This is a genomic window from Bifidobacterium sp. SO4, assembly GCF_018555355.1.
GTDB lineage: Bacteria > Actinomycetota > Actinomycetes > Actinomycetales > Bifidobacteriaceae > Bifidobacterium > Bifidobacterium miconisargentati.
The window spans coordinates 38,156-61,017 of sequence record NZ_JAFEJP010000002.1; the positions used below are offsets into that span (position 1 = coordinate 38,156).

18 protein-coding genes are annotated in these 22,862 nt (G+C 64.3%); 15 read left to right on the plus strand and 3 right to left on the minus strand.

Annotated elements, in window-relative coordinates; all coding sequences use genetic code 11:
* Positions 1–402: 402 nt before the first annotated feature.
* The 9 genes from JS536_RS01635 (at position 403) to pstB (ending at position 11,012) form a co-directional block, all read left to right on the plus strand.
* Positions 403–1,605, plus strand: coding sequence for a 3-deoxy-7-phosphoheptulonate synthase (locus tag JS536_RS01635; protein ID WP_214355536.1), 1,203 nt, complete (start codon positions 403–405; stop codon positions 1,603–1,605).
* A gap of 139 nt (positions 1,606–1,744) precedes the next feature.
* Positions 1,745–2,458 (plus strand): 5'-methylthioadenosine/S-adenosylhomocysteine nucleosidase, encoded by a 714-nt coding sequence (mtnN, locus tag JS536_RS01640; protein ID WP_109057938.1) that lies wholly within the window; start codon positions 1,745–1,747, stop codon positions 2,456–2,458.
* 291 nt (positions 2,459–2,749) lie between these two features.
* The gene (locus tag JS536_RS01645) at positions 2,750–4,063 is read left to right on the plus strand and encodes an MFS transporter (RefSeq protein ID WP_214305063.1); all 1,314 of its coding nucleotides are present in this window, start codon (positions 2,750–2,752) and stop codon (positions 4,061–4,063) included.
* A gap of 168 nt (positions 4,064–4,231) precedes the next feature.
* On the plus strand, positions 4,232–5,536 hold the full coding sequence (locus JS536_RS01650; protein ID WP_214355537.1) for an ATP-binding protein: 1,305 nt from the start codon (positions 4,232–4,234) through the stop codon (positions 5,534–5,536).
* A 256-nt stretch (positions 5,537–5,792) separates the two neighbouring features.
* A complete protein-coding gene (locus JS536_RS01655; RefSeq protein ID WP_214355538.1) occupies positions 5,793–6,497 on the plus strand; it encodes a response regulator transcription factor in 705 nt (234 codons plus the stop codon).
* 241 nt (positions 6,498–6,738) lie between these two features.
* Positions 6,739–7,872, plus strand: coding sequence for a phosphate ABC transporter substrate-binding protein PstS (pstS, locus tag JS536_RS01660; protein WP_109057856.1), 1,134 nt, complete (start codon positions 6,739–6,741; stop codon positions 7,870–7,872).
* 212 nt (positions 7,873–8,084) lie between these two features.
* The gene (gene pstC / locus JS536_RS01665) at positions 8,085–9,041 is read left to right on the plus strand and encodes a phosphate ABC transporter permease subunit PstC (protein ID WP_214305066.1); all 957 of its coding nucleotides are present in this window, start codon (positions 8,085–8,087) and stop codon (positions 9,039–9,041) included.
* The gene (gene pstA / locus JS536_RS01670; RefSeq protein ID WP_214355539.1) at positions 9,041–10,033 is read left to right on the plus strand and encodes a phosphate ABC transporter permease PstA; all 993 of its coding nucleotides are present in this window, start codon (positions 9,041–9,043) and stop codon (positions 10,031–10,033) included. Before pstC ends, pstA begins: the two co-directional genes overlap by 1 nt.
* A gap of 199 nt (positions 10,034–10,232) precedes the next feature.
* Entirely contained in the window at positions 10,233–11,012 is a 780-nt protein-coding gene (gene pstB / locus JS536_RS01675) for a phosphate ABC transporter ATP-binding protein PstB (protein ID WP_033890559.1), read from the plus strand.
* 821 nt (positions 11,013–11,833) lie between these two features.
* On the opposite strand, the gene JS536_RS01680 is transcribed toward pstB, so the two are convergent.
* Positions 11,834–13,228, minus strand: a complete 1,395-nt coding sequence (locus tag JS536_RS01680) for an NCS2 family permease (RefSeq protein WP_214355540.1) — start codon at positions 13,226–13,228, stop codon at positions 11,834–11,836.
* A 413-nt stretch (positions 13,229–13,641) separates the two neighbouring features.
* On the opposite strand from JS536_RS01680, the gene JS536_RS01685 reads away from it, so the two are divergent.
* The 6 genes from JS536_RS01685 (at position 13,642) to JS536_RS01710 (ending at position 21,609) form a co-directional block, all read left to right on the plus strand.
* Entirely contained in the window at positions 13,642–14,517 is an 876-nt protein-coding gene (locus tag JS536_RS01685; protein WP_214355541.1) for a hypothetical protein, read from the plus strand.
* A gap of 425 nt (positions 14,518–14,942) precedes the next feature.
* Entirely contained in the window at positions 14,943–15,464 is a 522-nt protein-coding gene (rplJ, locus tag JS536_RS01690) for a 50S ribosomal protein L10 (protein WP_109057861.1), read from the plus strand.
* 109 nt (positions 15,465–15,573) lie between these two features.
* On the plus strand, positions 15,574–15,954 hold the full coding sequence (rplL, locus tag JS536_RS01695; protein ID WP_109057862.1) for a 50S ribosomal protein L7/L12: 381 nt from the start codon (positions 15,574–15,576) through the stop codon (positions 15,952–15,954).
* Positions 15,955–16,181: 227 nt separating this feature from the next.
* Entirely contained in the window at positions 16,182–17,672 is a 1,491-nt protein-coding gene (locus JS536_RS01700; RefSeq protein WP_214355542.1) for an FHA domain-containing protein, read from the plus strand.
* Positions 17,673–17,680: 8 nt separating this feature from the next.
* Positions 17,681–21,406 (plus strand): helicase, encoded by a 3,726-nt coding sequence (locus JS536_RS01705; RefSeq protein ID WP_214355543.1) that lies wholly within the window; start codon positions 17,681–17,683, stop codon positions 21,404–21,406.
* Between the two features lie 2 nt (positions 21,407–21,408).
* Positions 21,409–21,609, plus strand: coding sequence for a hypothetical protein (locus JS536_RS01710; RefSeq protein ID WP_214355544.1), 201 nt, complete (start codon positions 21,409–21,411; stop codon positions 21,607–21,609).
* Between the two features lie 187 nt (positions 21,610–21,796).
* Here the strand turns inward: JS536_RS01710 and JS536_RS01715 are convergent, their stop codons facing one another.
* Entirely contained in the window at positions 21,797–22,465 is a 669-nt protein-coding gene (locus JS536_RS01715) for an SAF domain-containing protein (RefSeq protein ID WP_214355545.1), read from the minus strand.
* A gap of 173 nt (positions 22,466–22,638) precedes the next feature.
* On the minus strand, positions 22,639–22,824 hold the full coding sequence (locus tag JS536_RS01720; RefSeq protein ID WP_109057865.1) for an FmdB family zinc ribbon protein: 186 nt from the start codon (positions 22,822–22,824) through the stop codon (positions 22,639–22,641).
* Between the last annotated feature and the right edge of the window lie 38 nt (positions 22,825–22,862).

Sequence of the window (22,862 nt, forward strand, 5' to 3'; positions counted from 1 at the left end):
CGTTATGCGTCTCGCGCTTTTGAAGGTTGCTTAGGCTCTTGCTATTTTCCCTATACCGTCTCGCTTTCCTATTCCGGCGTTACTTTTTTCGAGATAATAGGGAACTTCGTGAAAAAGTAACACTGAGTGTTAGTCAGTGTTACTTTTTCACGAGATATGGCCTGATTTCGAGAAAAAGTAACGCTGAGACGATGCCAGCGTTCCTTTTTCACGAAGTATGGGCTTATCTCGAAAAAAGTAACGCGATTGCTGGTAACTGCTGCACGACAAGCTTTCCAGTCACGGTACATCATGAAAACCGAGCCGAAAACAGCGGCGCCAGGCCATCGGACTGCCCAACCACCCCGTTGCCACCACCATTGGGTATCCTTGGGAAGCAGAAATTTCCAAGGAGTACCCGTTATGCAACAACAGGACGATCGCATCCGTCCGCTGAACCGTCCGGAGGATCTGAAGGCCATCCGCCAGGCCATGGACGAGGGCAAGAACCCGCTGGTGGTCACCGATGTGCCGCGCTGGGAGGACCAGGTGGGCATCAGCCGCATCGTGAACCGTCGTGTCCTCGAATTCGAGGTGCTGCCCACCCCGGCCCAGGTCCTGGCCGACCAGCCGCTGACCCCCGAGGCCCAGGAGATCGTGGCTTATTCCCGCGACGAGATTCGCGCCTGTCTGTACGGCCAGGACGACCGTCTGCTGGTGATCGTCGGACCCTGCTCGGTCCACGACCCCAAGGCCGCACTCGATTACGCCCGCCGTCTGTCCAAACTCAAGGACGAGCTCGGCGAGCAGCTGCTCATCGTGATGCGTGTGTACTTCGAGAAGCCGCGCACCACGGTCGGCTGGAAGGGCCTCATCAACGATCCGGACATCGACGGCTCCTGCAACATCAAGAAGGGCCTGTTGCTCGCGCGCAAGACCCTGCTTGACGTGCTCGGCACGGGTCTGGCCGCCGCCACCGAGTTCCTGGAGCCCACCAGCCCGCAGTTCATCGCCGACGCCGTGAGCTGGGGTGCCATCGGCGCGCGCAACACCGAGAGTCAGGTTCACCGCCAGCTCGCCAGCGGCCTGTCCATGCCGATCGGTTTCAAGAACGCCACCGACGGTTCGGTCAAGGCCGCATCCGACTCCTGCTTCGCCGCCGCACAGCAGCACACGTTCTTCGGCATCGACCACATGGGCCGTGCCGCCGTGGTCAAGACGCTCGGCAACCCCGACTGTCACGTGGTGCTGCGTGGCTCCAGCTCCGGCCCGAACTACGGCAAGGAGGATATCGCCGCTGCGCTGGAGACGATCCGCAAGCGCATGCCGGCCGATTCCGCCGCCGCGCACGGCCTCATCGTCGACTGCTCGCACGGCAACTCCGGCAAGGACGAGCACCGTCAGGCCGCGGTGGTGAGGGAGATCGCCCAGCGCATCGCCGCGGGGGAGCGCGGCATCACCGGCGTGATGATGGAAAGCTTCATCGAGGGCGGCAACCAGCCGGCCGCCCCGCTCAGCCAGCTCGTCTACGGCAAGTCCATCACGGACAAGTGCATCTCCTGGCCGGACACCGAGGCGCTGCTGCGCGAGCTCGCCGAGGCCGTGGCCACCCGTCGCTGGAACTGAACCTCCATAACCCCGGCAATAAACGGCGGCAGCAGGCCGCCGCCCCCACAGCCCACAGCCACCGCCAATCCGCAACCGCTCCGGGCCGCGGGGTCGACCACCCCCACCACAGCCAACTACTCCACGAAAGGAAACCAACATGGGCATGAAGACCGTCGCCATCATCGGCGCCCTGGACGAGGAAGTGGCGCTCATCGCCAAGTCTCTCACCCACGTCACCCACACCGCCAAGGGCAGCCTTGACATCGTGTCCGGCACCGTGGACTCCTTCGGCTCGCACGTCATCAAGGTGGTCGCCACCGTGGGCGGCATGGGCCTGGTCAACGCGGCCGCCACCACGCAGCTGCTCATCAGCGAGTTCGCCCCGGACGCCGTGATCTTCTCCGGCATCGCCGGCAACCTCAACACCCACCTGCACATCAACGACGTGGTCCTCGGCGGCACGTTGCGCTACCTCGACACGGACATGCGTCTGGTGGGCCAGTGGAAGCCGGGCACCGCCGAGACGCCCGTCACCGAATTCCATTCCGACGACCATCTCATCGAAGTGGCCGACCAGGCGCTCGCCGCCGCCGGCATCACGCACATCACCGGCATCATCGCCTCCGGCAACTACTTCGTGGACACTCCCGCGAAGGTCGAGGAGGTCATCCGCCTGACCGGCGCGGACGCCGTGGAGATGGAAGGCGCCGCCGTGGCCCAGGTGGCCGCCCGCAACGAGGTGCCCGCGCTCGTGATCCGCGCCCTTTCCGACAACGCCGACACCGATTACGAGGTGTTCAAGGAATTCGACATCTCCGAATACGCCGACACCGCCGCCCGTCTGGCCGTGGACATCGTCAAGCGTCTGTAAGGTTCCGGCCGGGGGCTCGGGGCGGGCTCAGGGCAAGCCCCGGCCCCTCCCCGCCGACCCGCCGCCCCTCACGGACCGCCTGTTCACTATGTGAGCGTTCCCGCCAACCCCGCCGTCGCTTGAGCCATACTCATGCGTCAGGCACAGCGATGTGTGGGGGTAACGTCGCTGGGGCCACAAGCCATACCAACCCTTCCTCCGCATGCCGGTCGCTGTGCTTCATTTCGTGAAGACAGATATCCGCGGATAGGTAATACGCGGAATCCATGCAGCATGAGGGGAAGAGGAAACATGTCTGCAAGTGCATCCGCAGCGATGACGAAACCGGTGAAGAAGGATTCGGTTCCCGAGATCATCGCCGCATCCATGGTCGGTACGGCCATCGAGTTCTACGACAACTACTGCTATTCCATTGCAGCCGCCAGCTACTTCGGTATGGTGTTCTTCACCGAAGTCGCCAAGTCCAACCAGGCGCTCGCCACGCTGATGGCGTTCGTCACGTTCGCCGTCTCCTTCCTGGCCCGTCCGTTCGGCTCCATGCTGTTCGGCCACTTCGGCGACAAGATGGGCCGCAAGAAGACCCTGGTGATCGCCCTGATGACCATGGGCATCGCCACCTTCCTGGTCGGCTGCCTGCCCGGCTATGACCAGATCGGCGCATGGTCCGTGGTGATCCTGTGCATCTGCCGCGCCTGCCAGGGCGTGGGCCTCGCCGGCGAATGGTCCGGCGCCGCGCTGGTGGCCACCGAGAACGCCCCGGCCGACAAGCGCGCCCTGTACGGTTCCTTCCCGAACCTCGGCGCCCCGATCGGCTTCTTCTGCGCCTACGGCCTGAACCTGCTGCTCGAGTCCAACCTGAGCCAGGAGCAGATGGTGGCCTTCGGCTGGCGTATCCCGTTCCTGTGCTCCGCCGTGCTGGTTGCCATCGGCCTGTACGTGCGTGCCCGCATGTCCGAGACTCCGGTGTTCCAGAAGGCCTCCGACGAGAAGCGCACCTCCAAGCACCCGCTGACCGACCTGCTGCCGTACTGGAAGGAAGTCCTTCTCGGCACCGTGGCCATGGGCATCACCTACACGCTGTTCTACATCCTCGGCACCTGGTCCCTGGCCTACGGCGTCAAGGGCCTGAAGTTCACGCAGGGCGAGTACCTGCTCATGCAGATGACCTCCGTGGTCTTCTTCGCCATCTTCATCATCATCTCCTGCGTGTACGCCGATAAGATCGGCCGCAAGAAGGTGCTCATCGCGGCGACCTTCTGCACGCTGGTGTTCAGCTTCTTCACCCCGCTGCTCCTCGTGCACTCAGCGGCGCACATCATGATCTTCCTGTGCGTGGGCTTCGTGTTCATGGGCAGCCTCTTCGGACCGTGCGGCGCCTACCTGCCCGAACTGTTCCCGGTGCATGTGCGCTACTCCGGCGCCGGCCTGAGCTACAACCTCGCCGCCATCTTCGGTGGCGCGTTCGCCCCGACCATCGCCCAGGCCCTGGTCACCTCCAAGTTCGGCGTGGCCGGTGTGGGCTGGTACATGGCCATCATGGCCGCCGTCGCCCTGCTCGCCCTGTTCCTCATCAAGGAAAGCAAGGACAAGGACTACGATCTGTGAGCCCTGACAGACAGGCCTGATCAAGGCTGACGCAGACAAAACGCCGTCTTCCGTTTTCGCGGGAGGCGGCGTTTTTTGTTGTCGTCGCACGCAAAACTAGATGAACAGTAGGCGAACTTACGTAGTTTGGCCGTGGCGCTACATCCCGGGCGTTTTAGGCTAGAAGCCATGGGAATCTGGAAATTCGTCGTACTTGTGGTGCTCGCCGCGTTGGTTCTGGCGTGGGCCGTCGTCATCGCGTACAACAAGGGTCGCGTCGCCGGACGCAAAGCCGCCGAGGAGGCCGCCGCCACGGACGAGGACGCATGGTCGCTCTTCGGCCGTGACGTGCCGGTGCGTCCCACCGAACGCCGTCTCGTCGAAGTCCTGCCCGAAGCCCTGATCGTGACCGACCGCAACGGCACCGTCCACTACGCCAGTCCCGGTTCGGTGCCGTTCGGCCTGGTGTCCAGCGGCCGCCTCAACTCGCGCGAGGTCGAGGACATCCTCACCCAGGCCGCGTCCGACGGCGGCGTGCGCGAACGCGAAGTCCAGCTGCCCGTCCACCGCAACCAGTTCCCGACCCTGAACGGCAAGGGCATCGAGGCCGGCCAGTCGCTGCCGTCCAACACGCTGTACCTGCGCGTGCGCATCGGCGATATCGACGACGACCTCTACGCCATCCTCATCAACGACGTGTCCGAGCAGCGCCGCTTCGAGGCCGTGCGCCGCGACTTCGTGACCAACGTCTCGCATGAGCTCAAGACCCCGGCCGGCGCGATTTCGCTGCTCGCCGAGACCATCACCGACGCCGCCGACGACCCGGACGCTGTCCGCTATTTCTCCGGTCGCATCACCAAGGAATCCGCGCGACTGACCGAGCTCGTCCGCCATCTCATCGACCTGCAGAAGGCCCAGACCTCGCAGGGCGTGATGAACCCGGAGCGCATTTCGGCGCTGGACGTGGCCCGCGCCGGCATCGCCGCCAACCGCGTGCAGGCGGACGCGCGGCATGTGGACATCCGTCTGAGCGTCAACGGCAAGCCCGTGCCACTGGACGAGGGAGAGGGCGAGGATTCGGCCGAGGCCCCGAAGGCGCCGGCCATCGTCGCCGACAAGGAGGCGATGAACACCGCCGTCAAGAACCTGGTGGAGAACGCCATCCACTATTCGCCCGAGCACACCACCGTGGCCGTGGGCGTGAGCGAACAGGATGGCCGCGTGGTCATCCGAGTGGTCGATCAGGGCATCGGCATCCCCGAACAGTCGCTGGACCGCATTTTCGAGCGGTTCTACCGGGTCGATCCCGCCCGCTCCCGCCAGACCGGCGGCTCGGGACTGGGGCTGGCCATCACCAAGCACTGCGTGCAGGAGAACGGCGGCAAGATCGCCGTATGGTCGCGCGAGGGCGAGGGGTCCACGTTCACCATCACCATGCCCGAGGCTCCGGAGGAACACGGCGGTGACGGCACGGGCGGACGCATGCGGCAGTGACGCACGGGCGGTCGCGTCCGTAGGCAACCGTGTCCTCGGATACGTGGAACACATGTGATACGGCAGGCCTTGCCAAGCGCCGTGCGACTTGCGCCACACGTTGCAGGGCGGGGACACTATGCGCGGCATCCGGCGTAGACATACCGCAGAATTACGTACTTCAGTCAAACAGCAGGCAAACAGAGAGCGAATGGTTACGATGGAATCTGGAAATTTTGTGCCGATGCGCACGGGAACCTACCCGAGAAAGGCTACTATGACGCGCATTCTTATCGTCGAAGACGAGGAATCCTATCGTGAGCCGCTGGTTTACCAGCTCACGCGCGAAGGCTACGACGTGTCCGCCGCCGCCACCGGCGAGGAGGGGCTGGAACTGTTCACCAAGGGCGGCATCGATCTGGTGCTGCTCGACCTCATGCTGCCCGGCATCGACGGCACCGCGCTGTGCCGCCGCATCCGCGAGCAGAGCCGTGTGCCGATCATCATGCTCACCGCCAAAAGCGCCGAGATCGACAAGGTCGTGGGCCTGGAGATCGGTGCGGACGATTATGTGACCAAGCCGTACTCGTTCCGTGAACTGCTGGCCCGCATCCGCGCCGTCATGCGCCGCAACCAGACCACCATGCAGGCCTCCGGCTCCGTGGACGACGACATCCCGCTGGTCTGCGGCGACATCGCCATGCAGGTGGGCCAGCACCAGGTCACCGTGCGCGGCGAAACCGTGTTCTTCCCGCTCAAGGAATTCGAGCTGCTGGAATACCTCATGCAGAACAAGGGCCGCGTGATGACCCGCCACCAGCTCATCGACCGCATCTGGGGATCCGACTACGTGGGGGACACCAAGACCCTCGACGTGCACGTCAAGCGCGTGCGCTCCAAGATCGAGGAGGATCCGGCACACCCCAAGTACCTGACCACCGTGCGCGGCCTCGGCTACAAGATCGATACGCCCGCCGAGTAAGCAGGTCGGTCGCCCGACCAAGGCCCGCATACCATGCTCCCGATGCCGGGAGCATTTTTTATTCCGGTCGCGCACCCGCAAACTACGTAGCGCAAACGTAGTCGCATTCATCAGCAAGTGTTCATCTTCCGTTTACTGATTTCGTGCTCCCCGCCCTCCAACCGCCCATAGGCTTGTAGTTGTCATGAATCGAACGGGCCGTTCGGACCCGCGAACATTGATAGAGGGAATTCAAGAAATCATGCAGAAGAACATTCTCGTTCGCTCCCTTGCCGCCCTTTCCGGCATTGTGATGCTTGCTTCCGTGGCTGCTTGCGGCGACAACACCGCTTCCACCAACACCAACTCTTCTTCCACCGACTCCTCCTCCAAGTCCACCCCGATCTCCGGTGACTTCCAGGGCGCCGGCGCCACCTCCCAGCAGGCCGCCGTCGAGGCTTGGATCGCCGGCTTCCAGGGCACCAACCCGGACGCCAAGATCGCCTACAACCCCACCGGTTCCGGCGCCGGCGTGACCACCTTCCTGACCGGCGCCACCGCCTGGGCCGGCTCCGACAAGGCCCTGTCCGACGACGACATCGCCAAGTCCAAGTCCGTCTGCGCCTCCGGCCAGGCCTTCGACGTGCCGGTCTACATCTCCCCGATCGCCATCGTCTTCAACCTGAAGGGCGTTTCCGACGCCGGCAAGCACGTCAACCTCGACGCCGCCACCGCTGCCAAGATCTTCGACGGCAAGATCACCACCTGGAACGATCCGGCCATCCAGGACCAGAACAAGGATCTGAAGCTGCCGGCCACCCCGATCACCGTGGTCCACCGTTCCGATAAGTCCGGCACCACCCAGAACTTCGTCTCCTACTTCAAGGATCAGGCTCCTGACGCCTGGACCTACGACCTGTCCGAGAACTGGCCGAACGAGGTCGGCCAGGGCGCCAAGGGTACTTCCGGCGTGATCTCCACCGTCAAGCAGGCCGACGGCACCATCGGTTACGCCGACTTCTCCCAGGTCGGCGACCTGGGCACCGCCGCCATCAAGGTCGGCGACAAGTACAACGAGATCTCCGCCGAGGCCGGCTCCAAGGTCATCGAGGACTCCAAGCTCGACGACACCGCCAAGGGCGAGAACCGCGTGGTCGTCAAGATCAACCACGCCACCGAGGCCGACGGCGCCTACCCGATCGTCCTGGTCTCCTACGACATCGTCTGCCCGGCCTACAAGGACGCCAAGCAGGGCGAGTTCGCCAAGGCTTGGCTGACCTACGTCACCTCCGCCGAGGGCCAGAAGGCCGCTCAGGACGCCGCCGGCTCCGCTCCGCTGCCGTCCAGCCTGACCTCGCAGATCACCAAGTCCATCGAAGCCATCAAGACCAAGTGATCGCACGGGCCTCACATACGGCACGGGCATGGATCCTGATCCGATAACCGAATAGCAGACTGCACTGCAGTCGGAACTTTGAGCCGCAGTCGTAGCACCTCTACGGCTGCGGCTCAAAGCCGGTTAAGGCACATGTCCGAAAACGGCGCCGAACGGCCCGATCATCTGGCTGAAACCCCATCCTCAAGAAAATCCTTCGTTAAGGAGAATCCGTGAGTTCGCAAGACAAAACGGCTCTGCAACCCTCCGGCGGCAAAACCGCCGACAAGGTGTTCCGCGGCGTGGCCTACGCCTGCGGCATCCTGATCCTGGTCGTGCTCGCAGCCGTGTTCCTCTTCCTCTTCTTCCGCGCGTGGCCGCTCATCGGCGGCGACCAGAAGGCCAACAGCGAGACCATCTCCAGCTTCACCGGCGGCAAGGTCTCCAGCTTCTGGGGTTACGTGCTGCCGTTGCTGTTCGGTACGGTGCTCATCTCCATCCTGGCCCTGATCATCGCGTTCTTCGTGTCCATCGGCATAGCCCTGTTCATCTCGCACTACGCGCCGAAGAGCGTCGCCACCGGCCTGAGCTACGTCATCGACCTGCTCGCCGCAATCCCCTCCGTTATCTACGGTCTGTGGGGCGGCCTGATTCTGGTGCCCGCCATCTACCCGTTCTGGAACTGGGTGGCCAACCACCTGGGTTGGTTCCCGCTGTTCGCCGGCCCCGCCGCCAACCCGCAGCGCACGGTGGCCACCGTGGCCGTGGTGCTCGCCGTGATGGTCCTGCCGATCATCACCTCCATGTCGCGCGATATCTTCCTGCAGACACCGACCCTCCAGCAGGAGGCCGCCTACGGTCTGGGCGCCACCAAGTGGGAGATGATCAAGCTGGCCGTGATTCCGTTCGGCCGCTCCGGCATCGTCTCCGCATCCATGCTGGCCCTCGGTCGTGCACTTGGTGAGACGATGGCCGTGTTGATGATCCTCTCCCCGAGCGTCACCGGCTACTCCATCAAGATCCTGCAGGCCTCCCAGAGCAACGCGATCGCATCCAACATTGCCGCCCAGTACCCCGAAGCCAACGATCTTGGTGTTTCCGTGCTGATCGGAACCGGTCTGATCCTGTTCCTCATTACCTTCATCGTCAACTTCGCGGCTCGCAAGATCACTGAGAAGGCAGGTGCCTGATGGCTGAAGAAACCAAGAAGAAGAACCTTGACGGCGCGCCCGTCATCGACTTCGACAAGTTCCGCCCCACCCGCTCCTCCGAGCAGTACCGCAAGGGCAAGGACATGTTCATGTCCGGCCTGATCGCGCTGGCCTTCGTGATCGCCTGCATCCCGCTGATCTCCGTGCTGTACACCACCATCGTCAACGGCTTCAAGCGTCTGAACCTCAACTTCCTGAGCTACAACATGACCGGCGCGGTCGGCGGCAACCCGACCCCCTCCGGCGGCTACGGCGGCGTGCTCCACGCCATCATCGGCACCCTGGAGATCACCGGCGGCGCCATGCTGATCTCCATCCCGATCGGCGTCATGTGCGCCGTGTACCTCGTCGAGTACGCGCACGGCGGCAAGCTCGCCATGACCATCTCCCTGCTGGTCGACGTGATGAGCGGCATCCCTTCCATCGTCGCCGGTCTGTTCGCCTTCTCGATGTTCACCATCGTGTTCGGCCCCGGCACCATCAACGGTTTCGAAGGCTCCGTGGCACTCTCCCTGCTGATGCTGCCCACCGTGGTCAAGTCCTGCGAGGAGATGCTCAAGATCGTGCCGAACGATCTGCGTGAGGCCTCCCTGGCCCTCGGCGTCACCAAGCAGCGCACCATCACCAAGATCGTGCTGCGTACGGCCCTGCCGGGCATCGTCTCCGGCTGCATCCTCGCCATCGCCCGCGTGATCGGCGAGACCGCACCGCTGCTCATGACCGCAGGCTACATCGCCAGCACGAACGTCAACCTGTTCGCCGGCCAGATGACCACGCTGCCTGTGTACGTCTACCAGGAGTACTCCAAGCTCTCCGCCAACTGCCCGGCCAACGCCACCGCGGCCTGCGTGACCACCATCCCGATGGAACGCGCCTGGGCCGCCGCCCTGGTGCTGATCATCGTGGTGCTGGTGCTCAACCTCATCGGCCGCCTGGTGGCGAAGGTCTTCGCCGTCAAGACCGAGCGCTAAAGACACCTCTCTCGGCTCCCCTTGTCAGGACATTGCCGTGAAGCAAACAGCGGAGCTGTTTGTAGGCGATGTGCGAGACGACAGTCGAGCCAGCAGGTCTCGAACGAAGTTCGTCCTTAATTGCAGGATGAGCTGGCGGCGAAGCCGACTGAGGGTAGTCCATAATCGTCAGAAGACATAAAAACAATAAGGAAACATCATGGGACAACGTATTGACGTCAACCACGAGAACATCTACTACGGCGACTTCCTGGCCGTGGAGGATGTGAACATCAACATCGAGGCGAACAAGGTCACCGCCTTCATCGGCCCGTCCGGCTGCGGCAAGTCCACCGTGCTGCGCACGCTCGACCGCATGCACGAGCTCATCCCCGGCGCGCACGTCGAGGGCGAGGTCCTGCTCGAGGGCAAGAACCTGTACGACAAGGACGTGGACCCCGTCTCCGTCCGTCGTGACGTGGGCATGGTCTTCCAGCGCCCGAACCCGTTCCCGACCATGTCCATCCGCGAGAACGTGCTCGCCGGTGTGCGTCTGAACAACAAGCACATCAGCAAGTCCGACGCGGACGATCTGGTCGAGTGGGCCCTGCGCGGCGCCAACCTGTGGAACGAGGTCAAGGATCGTCTTGACAACCCTGGCATCGGTCTGTCCGGCGGTCAGCAGCAGCGTCTGTGCATCGCCCGCGCCGTGGCCGTCCACCCGCAGGTGGTGCTTATGGACGAGCCCTGCTCCGCCCTCGACCCGATCTCCACCCTGGCCGTTGAGGATCTGATCAACGAGCTCAAGGACGACTACACCATCGTGATCGTGACCCACAACATGCAGCAGGCCGCCCGTATCGCCGACTACACCGCCTTCTTCAACCTGAAGGCCGTGGGCCAGCCGGGCCACCTGGAGTACTTCGCGGACACCACCACGATGTTCAACAATCCTCAGAACGCCGAGGCCGAGCGCTACATCTCCGGTCGTTTCGGCTGATCGCTTGACGGAAGGGCCCCGCTTCGGGCGGGGCTTTTCCGTCAAACGATCAGTGACGGAGCTGCTGAGCCGCCAAGCAAACAGTCCACCGGACTGTTTGTAGGCGAAGACTCGGCGATAGCCGAGCGGCAACCAGTGCGTAGCTCGTTGTCCGCGACGGAAGTCGCCGTCCCTCTATCAACAGCGGAAGCCCCGCATGGCATATATCTGCCGTGCGGGGCTTCCCGCGTTTTGGAGAGGGGCTGGCCGGCGGTGTGGTGGCGCGGCGAGGCGGTGGGCTGTCTATGGGCGTGCGGGCGTCGGTTTCTTGCTAGAAGACTAATGCGACTAGCAAGAAACCGACGCAAAACCACCATTCAGCGTCGGTTCTGTGCTAGAAGGCATGCAGTCCTAGCGTGAAACCGACGCTCGCAGGCCGATTTGCGTCCGTTTCGTGCTAGTTTCCGCTCGCTAATAGCATGAAACCGACGCCGAAGGTTGCGTATGGCCCGTTTGAGAGTCCTTCTTCAAGTGGATTGGGAATGTACCGGCGGCAAAAAGGCTCCGCTAAACCAAGATTGACATGGCCCTTATTCTTGGCTCCCCTTGTCAGGACATCGCCGTGAAACAAACAGCAGAGCTGTTTGTAGGCGATGTGCGAGACGACAGTCGAGCCAACAGACTGCGAACGAAGTTCGTCTCTAATTGCAGGACGAGCTGGCGGCGAAGCCGACTGAGGGGTAGTCCAATGGAATTCATGTCAATCTTGGTTTAACAGAGCCAAAAAAGCCCGCACCGAACGAATCGATGCGGGCCCATGTGCGTCAGCTACAGCGCTTGGATCACAGCAGCGCCATGCACACGAAGTCCAGGATGAACAGCGCGGAGACGATCCACAGTAGCGGGTGGACCTCCTTGGCCTTGCCCTTGCAGGTCTTCACGATGCAGTACATGATGAAGCCGCCGGCGATGCCGTAGGAGATGGAGTAGGAGAAGGCCATGAACACGGCCGCGAAGAACGCCGGGATGGCGTCGTCGATGTTGGCCCAGTCGATTTCCTTCAGCGAGGCGGCCATCAGGCAGCCCACGATCACCAGCACGCCTGCGGTGGCCGCGGACGGCACGGCGGAAATCACCGGGGCCAGGAACGCGGACAGCGCGAAGCAGATGGCCACCACCACGGAGGTCAGGCCGGTGCGGCCGCCCGCGGCGATGCCGGCGGAGGACTCCACATAGGTCGTGGTGTTGGAGGTGCCGCAGATGGCGCCGATGGACGTGGCGATGGAGTCGGCGAACAGGGCCTTGTCCATCTTGGAGGAGAAGCCGTGGCCGTTCTCCAGGGCCTCCTCATCGGCGGCGGAGAAGATGCCGGTGCGGCGGCCGGTGCCGATGAACGTGCCCAGCGTGTCGAAGGTGTCGGACATGGAGAAGGCGAAGATCGTCACAATCACGAGCGGAAGCTTGGTCGGATCGGAGAACAGCGCCGGGAAGCCGTCGGCGGAGAAGATCGCGCCGAAGGTCTGCGGCAGCTGGGAGAAGGTCTCGGAGATGGACACGGAGGAGCCGAAGTTGGTCACGCCGAACGGGATGCCGGCCACGGTGGTGATGGCGATGGCCAGCAGCAGGCCGCCCTTGACCTTCATGACCGTGAAGACGATGGCCAGCACGAGACCGATGAGGAAGACCCACAGCATCTTGTCGTTGAACTCGGCCAGACCCGGGGTGGCGGCCACGGCACCGCCCTTGGCGGCCTCCTTGGCGTCGCCGGGGGTGAACTTGATGAGGCCCACGTTCAGCATGCCCACGTACGCCACGAACAGGCCGATGCCGCCGCCGATGGCCTGCTGCAGCACCTCGGGGATGGCCATGATGATCATCTTGCGAATCTTGGTGACGGTGATGACGATGTTGATCAGGCCGCACAGGAACACCATGCACAGGGTCTGCTGCCAGGTGAAGCCCAGACCGAAGCACACCGTGTAGGTGAAGAATGCGTTGAGGCCCATGCCGGCCGCCTGCGCGTACGGCACGTTGGCGAACAGGCCCATGACCAGGGTGCCGATGATGGCCGCGATGATGGTGGCCAGGAACACGCCGCCCCACGGCATGCCCGTCTTGGACAGGATCTGCGGGTTGACGACGATGATGTACGCCATCGCGAAGAACGTGGTCAGACCGGCCAGGATCTCGGTCGAGGCCGTCGTGTTGTTCTCCTTCAGATGGAAGAACTTCTCCATACTCTCTACTTCCTTGGGTTGTGCGGGGCTCTTTTGTCGCGGCTGAAATATGCTCGGCAGCGGCGGCCCCGGCGAGAATTGCGACTCGCCCTGACCGGCCCGGCAGACACACGTCCGGTGCCGCTCGCCCGATCAGAACCGTGGCCGATTATAAACCACGCCTATAACGCGCTTGTTTTGGCGGCGATGCCGATCCCATCGCCTTCAAGTGAGGGCCAAGGTCGGGCTGCGGCCATTCGCGCTGATTGCTTAGCTGTCCGGGAGGTCCTTGGCGCTTGGCGGGACTAATGTGGACAGCGAGCATCGCCGGACGCCAACGGGTGCCACCGTATATATGGTCTGCCGGTGCCGAAGAATGAATGACGGGCAAAAAGGCGTAGAGGCGCGTTCGAGTGCGCGATAGGGGAGAGCAGATGAAGCCAGCGGTCGAAGTGAGTATCACGTCGTGGAGGAAGAACGTCGTCAAACCGGGCCAGGAGCACGGCCGCGTGCTGCTCATGCCGGGCACCGGCTACAACTGCGATCGCCCTCTGCTCTACTGGGCGGCGCAGTCCTTGGCCGAGGCCGGCTGGCGCATCGACCGCATGAACGTGCGCAACGCCTCGGACGACCTGTCCACCGTGATTCCTGTGCTCAACGAGGCCATCGATGGATGGGTCAGGTCCGTGCGTGGCAAGTCAGCGGGCAAGGATGCGAAGGATGATGCCGCCCAGAGCGTGAACACAGCCCTTGCTTCCGGTGATTCCGGTGTGACGTCCGGCAGCGGGTCTGCCGGCGATTCCGGCATGGCGACGGGAGCGTCGTCCTCCGCCGGTTCCGCATCGCCCGCCAAGTCCCAGCGGCTCCTGCTCATCGGCAAGTCCCTGACCACCATGACCTACCCGCATGTGGCCTCGCACTACGGCCTGCCGTTCGTACTGCTCACGCCGGTGCTGCACCACGCCGACTTCGATCCGTCCGCGCGCGTGATTCCGGTGCCCGCCGTGGGCGACGACATCGTGGGCGAGCCCGAGGCCCCGTCCGTCGAGGTCGCGGCCGAGGTGATCCGTTCCGAGCATTCCGGCAGCTCGCATGCGGCCGGCTCGCGTTATCCGGGTCCGGCACCGCTGGTGTGCGCCGGCACCGCCGACCCGTTCTACGACCGCATCCGCGCCAACGCCCTGACCCCGCACGTGCACGAGTACCCGGACGCCAACCACTCCATCGAGGTACCCGGCCACTGGCGCCGCTCGCTCGACTATCTCAAGGAAGTCACCGCATCGGTGGCCCAGTACGCCGCCACGCTGTAACGGTGCCTTTCTGAGGCGGTGCGCCCCTCAGTCATCGTCGGCGACGGCTCCTCTCAAGGAGAGGAACCGGAAAATGAGACGCAGGCTCCCCTCCCCGAGGGAAGCTGTCGGCGAAGCTGACTGAGGGGAGCGCCGCCCAAACCGCCTGACGCCCAATCCACCCGCGACACGCCCGAATTCCGCGTTGTCGCCGCCACATCATAATCTATCCACTCGTAAACCACAGACCGTTGGTTGAAGTGCGCGTGAGCGTATTTCCGAAGTTTGGTTCGCCAGGCCAGCGCAGGTTGAGAGATATAAGCCCGTCAAGGGCCAGCAAGTTAGCGCTTGCGAGATTATGTTGCTCTGCCTGTGCGCAGGGCTTTTTTATTGCCCTGCCAGACGTTTCCGGACAAAAGTCAACGGCCGACTAAGGAAGGAACGCCATGAAGAGGCCCGAAAAGGAAGTGGTGGTCGCCCAGCTTACGGAGCAGTTCCGTAACGCTGACGCTGTCTACCTGACCGAGTACCGCGGGCTTACCGTTCCGCAGATCTCCGATCTGCGCGAAAAGCTAGGCCGCGATACTTCCTACACTGTGGCTAAGAACACGCTGGCTCGCATCGCCGCCAAGGAAGCGGGTATCGAGGGTCTCGATGAGATTCTCGCTGGCCCGACCGCCATCACCTTCGTGAAGGGCGACTTCATTGAGGCTGCGAAGGTCATCCGTGACTTCGCCAAGGACAACAAGGCTCTCGTCATCAAGGGTGCTGCCGCTGACGGCACCGTCTACGATGCCGAGGGTGCCAAGAAGCTGGCGGACCTCAAGTCCCGCCCGCAGCTGCTCGCCGAGTTCGCCGGCGACGTCAAGGCTACGATGGCCAAGGCCGCGTACCTGTTCAACGCTCTGCCGACCAAGGCCGTGCGTACGATCGACGCCCTGCGCGAAAAGCAGGAGAAGGCTGCCTGATTTTCGCCTTCGCGGCTTGAATCAGATGCTTCGATAATTCAATAAACAAGGTTTATTTAGGCGGTGGATCTCCACTTCGTCCACTGCCAAGATTTGAAAGGAAGCCATAATGGCTAAGTACACCAACGATGAGCTGCTGGAAGCCTTCGGCGAGATGACCCTGGTCGAGCTCTCCGAGTTCGTGAAGGCCTTCGAGGAGAAGTTCGACGTCGAGGCTGCTGCCCCGGTCGCCGCTGTTGCCGCTGCCGCTCCGGCCGCTGCCGCCGCTGAGGAGGAGAAGGACGAGTTCGACGTCATCCTCTCCGCCGTTGGCGACAAGAAGATCCAGGTCATCAAGGCCGTCCGCGCCATCACCAACCTCGGCCTGGCCGAGGCCAAGGCTCTCGTCGACGGCGCTCCGAAGGCCGTCCTGGAGAAGGCCAAGAAGGAAGACGCCGAGAAGGCCAAGGCTCAGCTGGAAGAGGCTGGCGCTTCCGTCGAGCTCAAGTGATTTGCGCGGCATAAGCCGCAACTCACACAGCTTTTTGGGGAACCCCGCACCTGCATGCAGGCTGCGGGGTTTTCCGCATTCCGGAGTCGTGCGCCCCATCGCGGAAAGCGGCGGAACCGTCAGGCGTACGTCCTGTGCCAAAGCCACGGCAAATACGCCGAAAATCGTGAAGTAATGACACAATGGCACGTAGTATGGCCAGTAGTGTGTTGAGGGAGGCAGTCACGGTGAGTGAATGGACGGTGCGAATCAATGGTGCTGACCAGGCCAGCGTCAAACCAGGCGAAAGCGTGGAGATAGGCCGCAAGCCGCTGCGTCCCCTTGCCGATGACGGCAACACGCGCATCGACATCGTCGATCAGACCAAATCCATGTCCAAGCGCCACGCGCTGTTCGGCGTGCGTGAGAACGGCGCCGGCTATGTGCGCGACCTCGGCTCCACCAACGGCTCCTACGTGGTCCGGGACAACGGCGACCTGCTGCGCCTGCCCGCCAACGCCGACTTCCTGCTGCCCACTTCGCCGATGCGCATGCAGTTCGGCGATGTGCCGGCCGACTTCATCCGCATCGAGGAGTCGGACGATACCGACGAGCACCCGCAAGTCCCTGACCTGTTCGGTTACGCCGTGGGGGAGGCCCCGCAGGAACCGGACGCCGCGGACATGTCCGTGGACGACATCCTCGATCTGCGCGCCGGCGAGCCCACCGCCATGTTCAGCGCGGACATGGTCAAGCGCAAGGTCCGCGAGGACGCGATGATCCTGGACAGCCTCAGCATCCCGCAGCTCGCCACCAAGCCGGAGGAACCCGCCAAGCCGCGCGACCTGTTCGCCGACGCGCTCTCCCAGCAGTCCGAGCCGGAGCATGGCGACGACTTCGAAGTGCCCGGCGCCAGCGCCTCCGACGCCGGTCAATCCGATCGTGCCGGTGAGCCCGGCCAGTCCGGCCCGTCCGCGGGTACGCCCGTCGCCGGTGCGGTGGAGGCTTCCCGCGATGAGCAGACCCGCGTGGTGCCGCAGTCCGCGCGTCCGGTGATCCGCACGTCGGTGCCGGATGTGGTGCCGGTGGACGCCATCGCCCACGCCGTGACCCGCCCGTCCGTCGCGAACGTCGAGACGAACGCCGGCAACGCCGCGAACGCCGTGACCCAGCCGGAACAGGGCGGCCGGCAGTCCCAATCACCGTCCGGAAGCCAGCAGCCCGCCGCCGGCGACGCGCGAAACGATTCCGCCGGACCGATCGTCACGTCCGATCCCTCCGCGATGACGAACCCGGCGGATCAGCATCAGTCTTCCGGCACCGTGTCCGGCGCATCCAACGAAGGCGCGCAGCAGCCGTCCGCCGATGCCGCTGCTTCGACGCAGCAAAACGCCGCCGCCGGCATCGTCGGCAACGACGACCCGGACGCCACCGGTGTCTACTCGCCCGCCTTCGAGCCCGGTTCGGTGTTCGACCGTGTGGCCAAGGGCGAACTCAAGGCCCAGGAGGAAGTGATCGAGGTCGATGGACTGACCTCGGACGACGCCAAGCGCACGCAGGATTTCTCGATGCAGTTCGAGATCGCCCGTCACCCGGAGCTGCTGGCGTTCCTGGCCATGAACCCGTATCTGTATGACGACATGTACGCATGGCTCGCCGCGCGAGGCGAGGCTGACATCGATGAGGCCCTGGCACACAACAAGGGCTATCAGGAATACCGCGAAGCGGTTGGAAAGTGAGCCCGAGGATGACTCAGAACCAGACGAACGAAAACCCGTCGATTGACGGCCAGAACGGCCAGGGCGAGGCGGCCGAGCAGAACACGGCCCAGTCGCCCGCGCAGCCGGTCCCGACCCTCCAGTCGCAGGCCCAGCAGCGCGCCATCGAGGCCGGACTCAACCGTATCCGCCGCTGGCGCGACCAGTACCGCGGCATGCTGGCGCCTTCCCCGCTGGAGGACGTGAGCCAGCTGACCGCCAAACTGGACATGACCCACGCCCATCCCTCCGGCGTGGCCCAGCTGTTCGCCTCCGGCCATGTGATGCTGGACTCGCTGTTCCGTGATTCCGGCGTGCTCAAGGCCGCCGAACGCCATGTGGCCCGCGTGCTGGACGACCAGTCCGCCAAGCGCCGCGTCTCCGGCGTGGCCGAACTGTCCCTGGTGGTGGGTGTGGCCACGTGGAAGGGCAACGCGCTGCCCGTGCTGCTTTATCCGGTGGACGTCACCGTGCCCAAGGACGGCGTGCCCTCCATCCGCTTCTCCGGCCGCGTGGGCCTCAACAACGCATTCGTGAACGCGCTGCGTGAGCAGGGCGTGTTCCTGGACGAGGACGCCCTGTTCGACGGCTCCAACTACGACTCCGGCACCCCGGAGACCTCCGCCATGTTCTCCCGCATTGCCACCGAGGCGGACGATCGCATCGCGGACTTCAGCATCGAACGCCAGATCCTGCTCGGCTGCCTGATGGACCCGTCCTCGCTGATGGTCAGCGAGGCCCGTCGCACCATCGACCAGCTCAAGGCCGGCCCCACCGGCAACACGCTGCTTGACGCATTGGCCGGCAGCGAAAGCGCCCAGGCCACGCTCAAGGCCGTGGACCTGCCGCAGTACAGCCCGTTCGACGCCGACCCGCACACCGAATACGAGGTGGGCGACGCCGACAACACCGTGCGATACGCCGCATCCCTGGCGGCCTCCGGCCATAGTGTGGTCGTGGACGGTGCCTTCTCCAAGGGCACCGCGGAAACCGCCGTGGCCATCGCATCCCGTTGCCTGATGAACGGCCGCTCCGTGTTGTACGTGCCGGGAGTCGCCGAACAGCGCCGCCGCTTCATGCAGGTGGCCGCCGCCAACGAGATGAAGGCCCAGCTGCTGGACGTGGCGGACGAGCACGCGAACACGGCCATCGACCAGCAACTCATCGCCGCCGTGGGCTTCCAGCCGGGCGTCGCCACGCAGCGCTTCGACCAGCTGGCCGACGAGCTCGTGGGCGTGCGCTCCCGTCTGACCCGTTATCTGGGCGACCTGCACGGCGTGAACGAGAAGTGGAAGGTCTCCGCCTACGAGACCATCCAGAACCTGGCCCGCATCTCCGTGCTGCCCACGCACCCGGCCACCCACGTGCGCCTGAAGGAACAGAGCGCCCTGACCGTGGGCGAGAACATGGAATCGTGGATCGGCAAGCTGGAGCGTGCCGGCGAGCTCGGCGAATTCTCCATCGGCCCCGAAGACACGGCCTGGTATCGTGCCTCCCTGACCACCGAGCAGGATGCCGTGACCGCCTACCAGCGCGTGGACGACCTGCTGCGCAAGTTCCTGCCCGCCACGCGCGACCAGGTGGCCCGCACCGTGCAGACCTGCGGCTTCCCCGTGCCTGTGAGCAGCTACGAGTGGGGCAAGCAGGTCACCGTGCTCAAGAACCTCAGGCGAGTGCTCGACGTGTTCCAGCCCGAGATCTTCGAACGGGACATCGATGCCATGATCGAGGCCACCAAACCCAAGGCCGTGCGCAAGGCCGAGGGCACGTCCATGGGCTTCTGGGAGCGTCGCCGCCACATCAAGGAGGCCAAGGGCCTGCTGCGTGTGGGTGCCCAGGTCGAGGACCTGCACGAGGCGCTCAAGGTGGTGGCCAAGCAAGGCGAGCAGTGGCACGAGTTCGTGCCCCACGGCGGCTGGCCGGTGCTGCCCACCAAGCTGGATGAGATCATCTCCACCCAGGAGGCGCTGATGACCAACATGACGGCGCTCGACGCCGTCCTGGCCACCACGCCCTCCGGCGGCAACCTGGAGACCGACGACTTCACCAAGGTCGAGGCCCGCCTGAAGGCCCTGCTTGACGACCGCAAGGCCCTCGACACCCTGCCCGAGCGCTGCTGCCTCGAACAGGACTTCGCCGCCGCCGGCCTGAACGAGCTGGTGGCCGACCTGACCGCCCGCCATGCCACCGTGGAGCAGATCCGCGGCGAGGTGCAGCTGGCCTGGTGGACCACGGTGTTCGAGGACATCGTGCGTTCCTCCGCCATCATCTCCAACCAGGATGGCTCCGTGCTGCAGACCGCCTCCGACCGCTTCGCCCAGGTGGACGTGGAGCACGTGCGCTCCGTGGGCCCGATGGTGGCGCAGGAGTCCATGCGACGCCTGTGCGACATGCTCTTCTCCCGCACGCAGGAGGCCAACCAGCTGCACACCGCGCTCGCCGGGCGCGCCAACGTGCAGCTGAGCCGCATCCGCCGCAACCACCCGGAGATCCTGGCCGCCGCCAAGCCGATTCTGGTGGCCTCGCCGGGCACGCTGGCCGCGCTCACCGAGCCCGAAGGCCTTGCGGACGTGGCGATTCTGGATGCCTGCGCGCACATGCCGTCCATCGAACTGCTGTCCGTGCTGGCCCGCGTGCGCCAAGTGGTGATCATCGCGCACTGCGCCACCACCACATCCGAATCCGTGCGCCAGCTCATCGACATGCTGCCGCGCGTCGAGGTGGAGTCCGAACCCTCCCGCAGGCCGCCGCGTCTGGCCGCCTTCCTGGAATCCGAGGGCTATGGTTCCGTCCGCTACGACGTGACCACCGAACCGGCCGCGGGTGAAGTGCATTTCCACCGTGTGGAGGCCAACGGCGTGCCCGTCATGTCCACCGGACTGGTGGAATCCAGCCAGCAGGAGATCGACGAGGTGGTGCGCATCATCACCGAACGAGCCGGCCGCTTCACCGTGGTGCCCGCCAGCTATCGTCTGGCCGTGGTGGTTCTGACCGACGCCTTCCGCACCCGTCTCGGCGCGGAGCTCAAGTCGCTGGCCTCCAAGTCCGAGGCGATGAACCGGTTCCTGCGTCACGTGCGTCTGGTGAACCTGCGCGATGTGGCCGGCAGCCAGGCCACCGACGTGATCATCTCGCTGTGCTACGCCAAGACCGTGCATGGCCGTCTGCTGCAGCAGTTCGGCGTGCTCGAATCCGAAGGCGGCCGCGGCATGCTGCTCGACGCGCTGGCGCTGGCCGACCATGATCTGGACATCGTCTCCGCGTTCGGCCCCGAGGAGATGGAGGACGAGCGCCTGCACCAGCCCGGCCCGAAGTTCCTCAAGACCATGCTCACCTGGGCGGGCCAACTCGACGGCCGTCCGGTGCTGCCGGTCAAGAACGCGGCCACCGAGAACATGCTCTTCGCGGACATCGCCGACCGACTGCGCGCCCGTGGCCTTGAGACCGCGCTCGAATACGGCTTCGACAAGGGCATCAGGATCCCGCTGGTCGTGGGCGTCAAGGACAAGCCGTTCGCCCTCGCCGTGCAAACCGACGATGCGAACTTCATGTCCGTGCAGTCCACGCGCCGCCGTCACCGCCTGTCCGCGCAGGATCTGATCTCCCTGGGCTGGAACGTGATGACCGTGTGGAGCGTGGCCGCGTTCGTCAACCCGGATAAGGAAGTGGACCGCATCATGGCGCGCATCAGCGAGATCTACGGCGAGGTCAAGTAGCCATGGCTGAGTACTCGGCCACGCGCCGCACGCCGCGCAAGCACAAGCGCGTGGTGATGAAGGGCACGGAGAGCTTCGACGCCGACGGCGTCAAGCTCGAGCCCTCGGACATGCAGACCGCCCAGCAACGCCAGGCCGACGACGACCGTCGCATCCTCGGCGAGCTGCCGCCTCATTGGGCCGTATTCAACGAACGTCAGTAATCCCTCGGGACTACCCCTCAGTCGGCTTCGCCGCCAGCTCCCCTGACAAGGGGAGCCGAGAAAGTTGATATAACCCTTGGCCCCCTCTGGCGAGGGGGGCTGTCAGCGAAGATGACTGGGGGAGAGCAGCGGAGCGGGCAAAGCCCGCGGGCTAAAACAGCATCGGTCGCAGGCCGATTCCGCTCACCTACCGCATCACCGCAATGACCGCACCGGCTTCCTGCAACTCCATCACCTTGGCGGCGTCCTCCGGCTTCATCGCGCAGGACACCGTCTTCGCATCATCCCCATATACGGATGCAAGCGAACTCGAACCACCGCTGTCGTCACCGTCATCGCCGCCCGCCCCGCGCCCCTTCACACCCATCACCAGCGCATTCTCCGCCAGCATGCAATCTGTCCCGTCACACCCCACGGCGGACACCAGACTGACCTCATCGCCCGGCAGCAGCTCATCGGGACTGCTGGCCAATCGCACTGCGATCACCGTGGTTCCGGTGGGGGCCAACGGGGCGTTCCGGGCCATATGCACGGTGATCGCGTCCCCGGCCGCGATGTCGATCTGCGCGATGCCGCCCACCACGTCCGCCGTCTCCTCGACCATGGACGGCCCCAACGCGCCGGCCGGCATCGCCACAGCCTGCACGTCCTCGGCGCCAATCGTCGCTCCCCGCCGAATCGGATTGACGGCCACCACCACCGGCGAGGTCTCGATGGTGGCGAGCACGGCCTGCAAGCCGAACAGCACGGCCAGACCGGCGCACAGGGCCGCGGCCAGCCGCCGGGCATAGGACAACGCACGACGGCGCTTCAACGAGCCGCGTGCGGGTGCTTGAAATATGGAAAAGGTCACCATGAGCACCATGGTGACCTTGGAATTTCACAAGCCGCAACCCGAACCGGGCTATGTGGATACAGCTTGGCGAGTTATCCACATCGGTCCCGTATCGGCACCCTCTCGGAGGGGCCGTGAAGCGGCCCGAGGGAAGCTCCGAAAACGTCTCTCCCCAAGGGGTCGCTATCGAACGACTACTTCGAGGACTTGTCCGTGCGGTAGAAGCCGTGGCCCTTGAACTCGATCGGCACGGCGGAGTAGACCTTGCGCACCTGCTCCTGGGCGCACTTGGGGCACACGGTGATCGGGTCGTCGTTGAACGACTGCTGTTCGGTGAAATCGTAGCCGCAGTTCTTGCAGCGGTAATGATAGGTAGGCAACGGATTCCTCCAACAAAGTACAAACTGTTTCTGCTCTT

Excerpts from the sequence above, each read along its gene's own strand:
- JS536_RS01635 (WP_214355536.1), top strand. The coding sequence starts at position 403 with ATGCAACAACAGGACGATCGCATCCGTCCGCTGAACCGTCCGGAGGAT.
- mtnN (WP_109057938.1), top strand. The coding sequence starts at position 1,745 with ATGGGCATGAAGACCGTCGCCATCATCGGCGCCCTGGACGAGGAAGTG.
- JS536_RS01645 (WP_214305063.1), top strand. The coding sequence starts at position 2,750 with ATGTCTGCAAGTGCATCCGCAGCGATGACGAAACCGGTGAAGAAGGAT.
- JS536_RS01650 (WP_214355537.1), top strand. The coding sequence starts at position 4,232 with ATGGGAATCTGGAAATTCGTCGTACTTGTGGTGCTCGCCGCGTTGGTT.
- JS536_RS01655 (WP_214355538.1), top strand. The coding sequence starts at position 5,793 with ATGACGCGCATTCTTATCGTCGAAGACGAGGAATCCTATCGTGAGCCG.
- pstS (WP_109057856.1), top strand. The coding sequence starts at position 6,739 with ATGCAGAAGAACATTCTCGTTCGCTCCCTTGCCGCCCTTTCCGGCATT.
- pstA (WP_214355539.1), top strand. The coding sequence starts at position 9,041 with ATGGCTGAAGAAACCAAGAAGAAGAACCTTGACGGCGCGCCCGTCATC.
- pstB (WP_033890559.1), top strand. The coding sequence starts at position 10,233 with ATGGGACAACGTATTGACGTCAACCACGAGAACATCTACTACGGCGAC.
- JS536_RS01680 (WP_214355540.1), bottom strand. The coding sequence starts at position 13,228 with ATGGAGAAGTTCTTCCATCTGAAGGAGAACAACACGACGGCCTCGACC.
- JS536_RS01685 (WP_214355541.1), top strand. The coding sequence starts at position 13,642 with ATGAAGCCAGCGGTCGAAGTGAGTATCACGTCGTGGAGGAAGAACGTC.
- rplJ (WP_109057861.1), top strand. The coding sequence starts at position 14,943 with ATGAAGAGGCCCGAAAAGGAAGTGGTGGTCGCCCAGCTTACGGAGCAG.
- rplL (WP_109057862.1), top strand. The coding sequence starts at position 15,574 with ATGGCTAAGTACACCAACGATGAGCTGCTGGAAGCCTTCGGCGAGATG.
- JS536_RS01705 (WP_214355543.1), top strand. The coding sequence starts at position 17,681 with ATGACTCAGAACCAGACGAACGAAAACCCGTCGATTGACGGCCAGAAC.
- JS536_RS01710 (WP_214355544.1), top strand. The coding sequence starts at position 21,409 with ATGGCTGAGTACTCGGCCACGCGCCGCACGCCGCGCAAGCACAAGCGC.
- JS536_RS01715 (WP_214355545.1), bottom strand. The coding sequence starts at position 22,465 with ATGGTGACCTTTTCCATATTTCAAGCACCCGCACGCGGCTCGTTGAAG.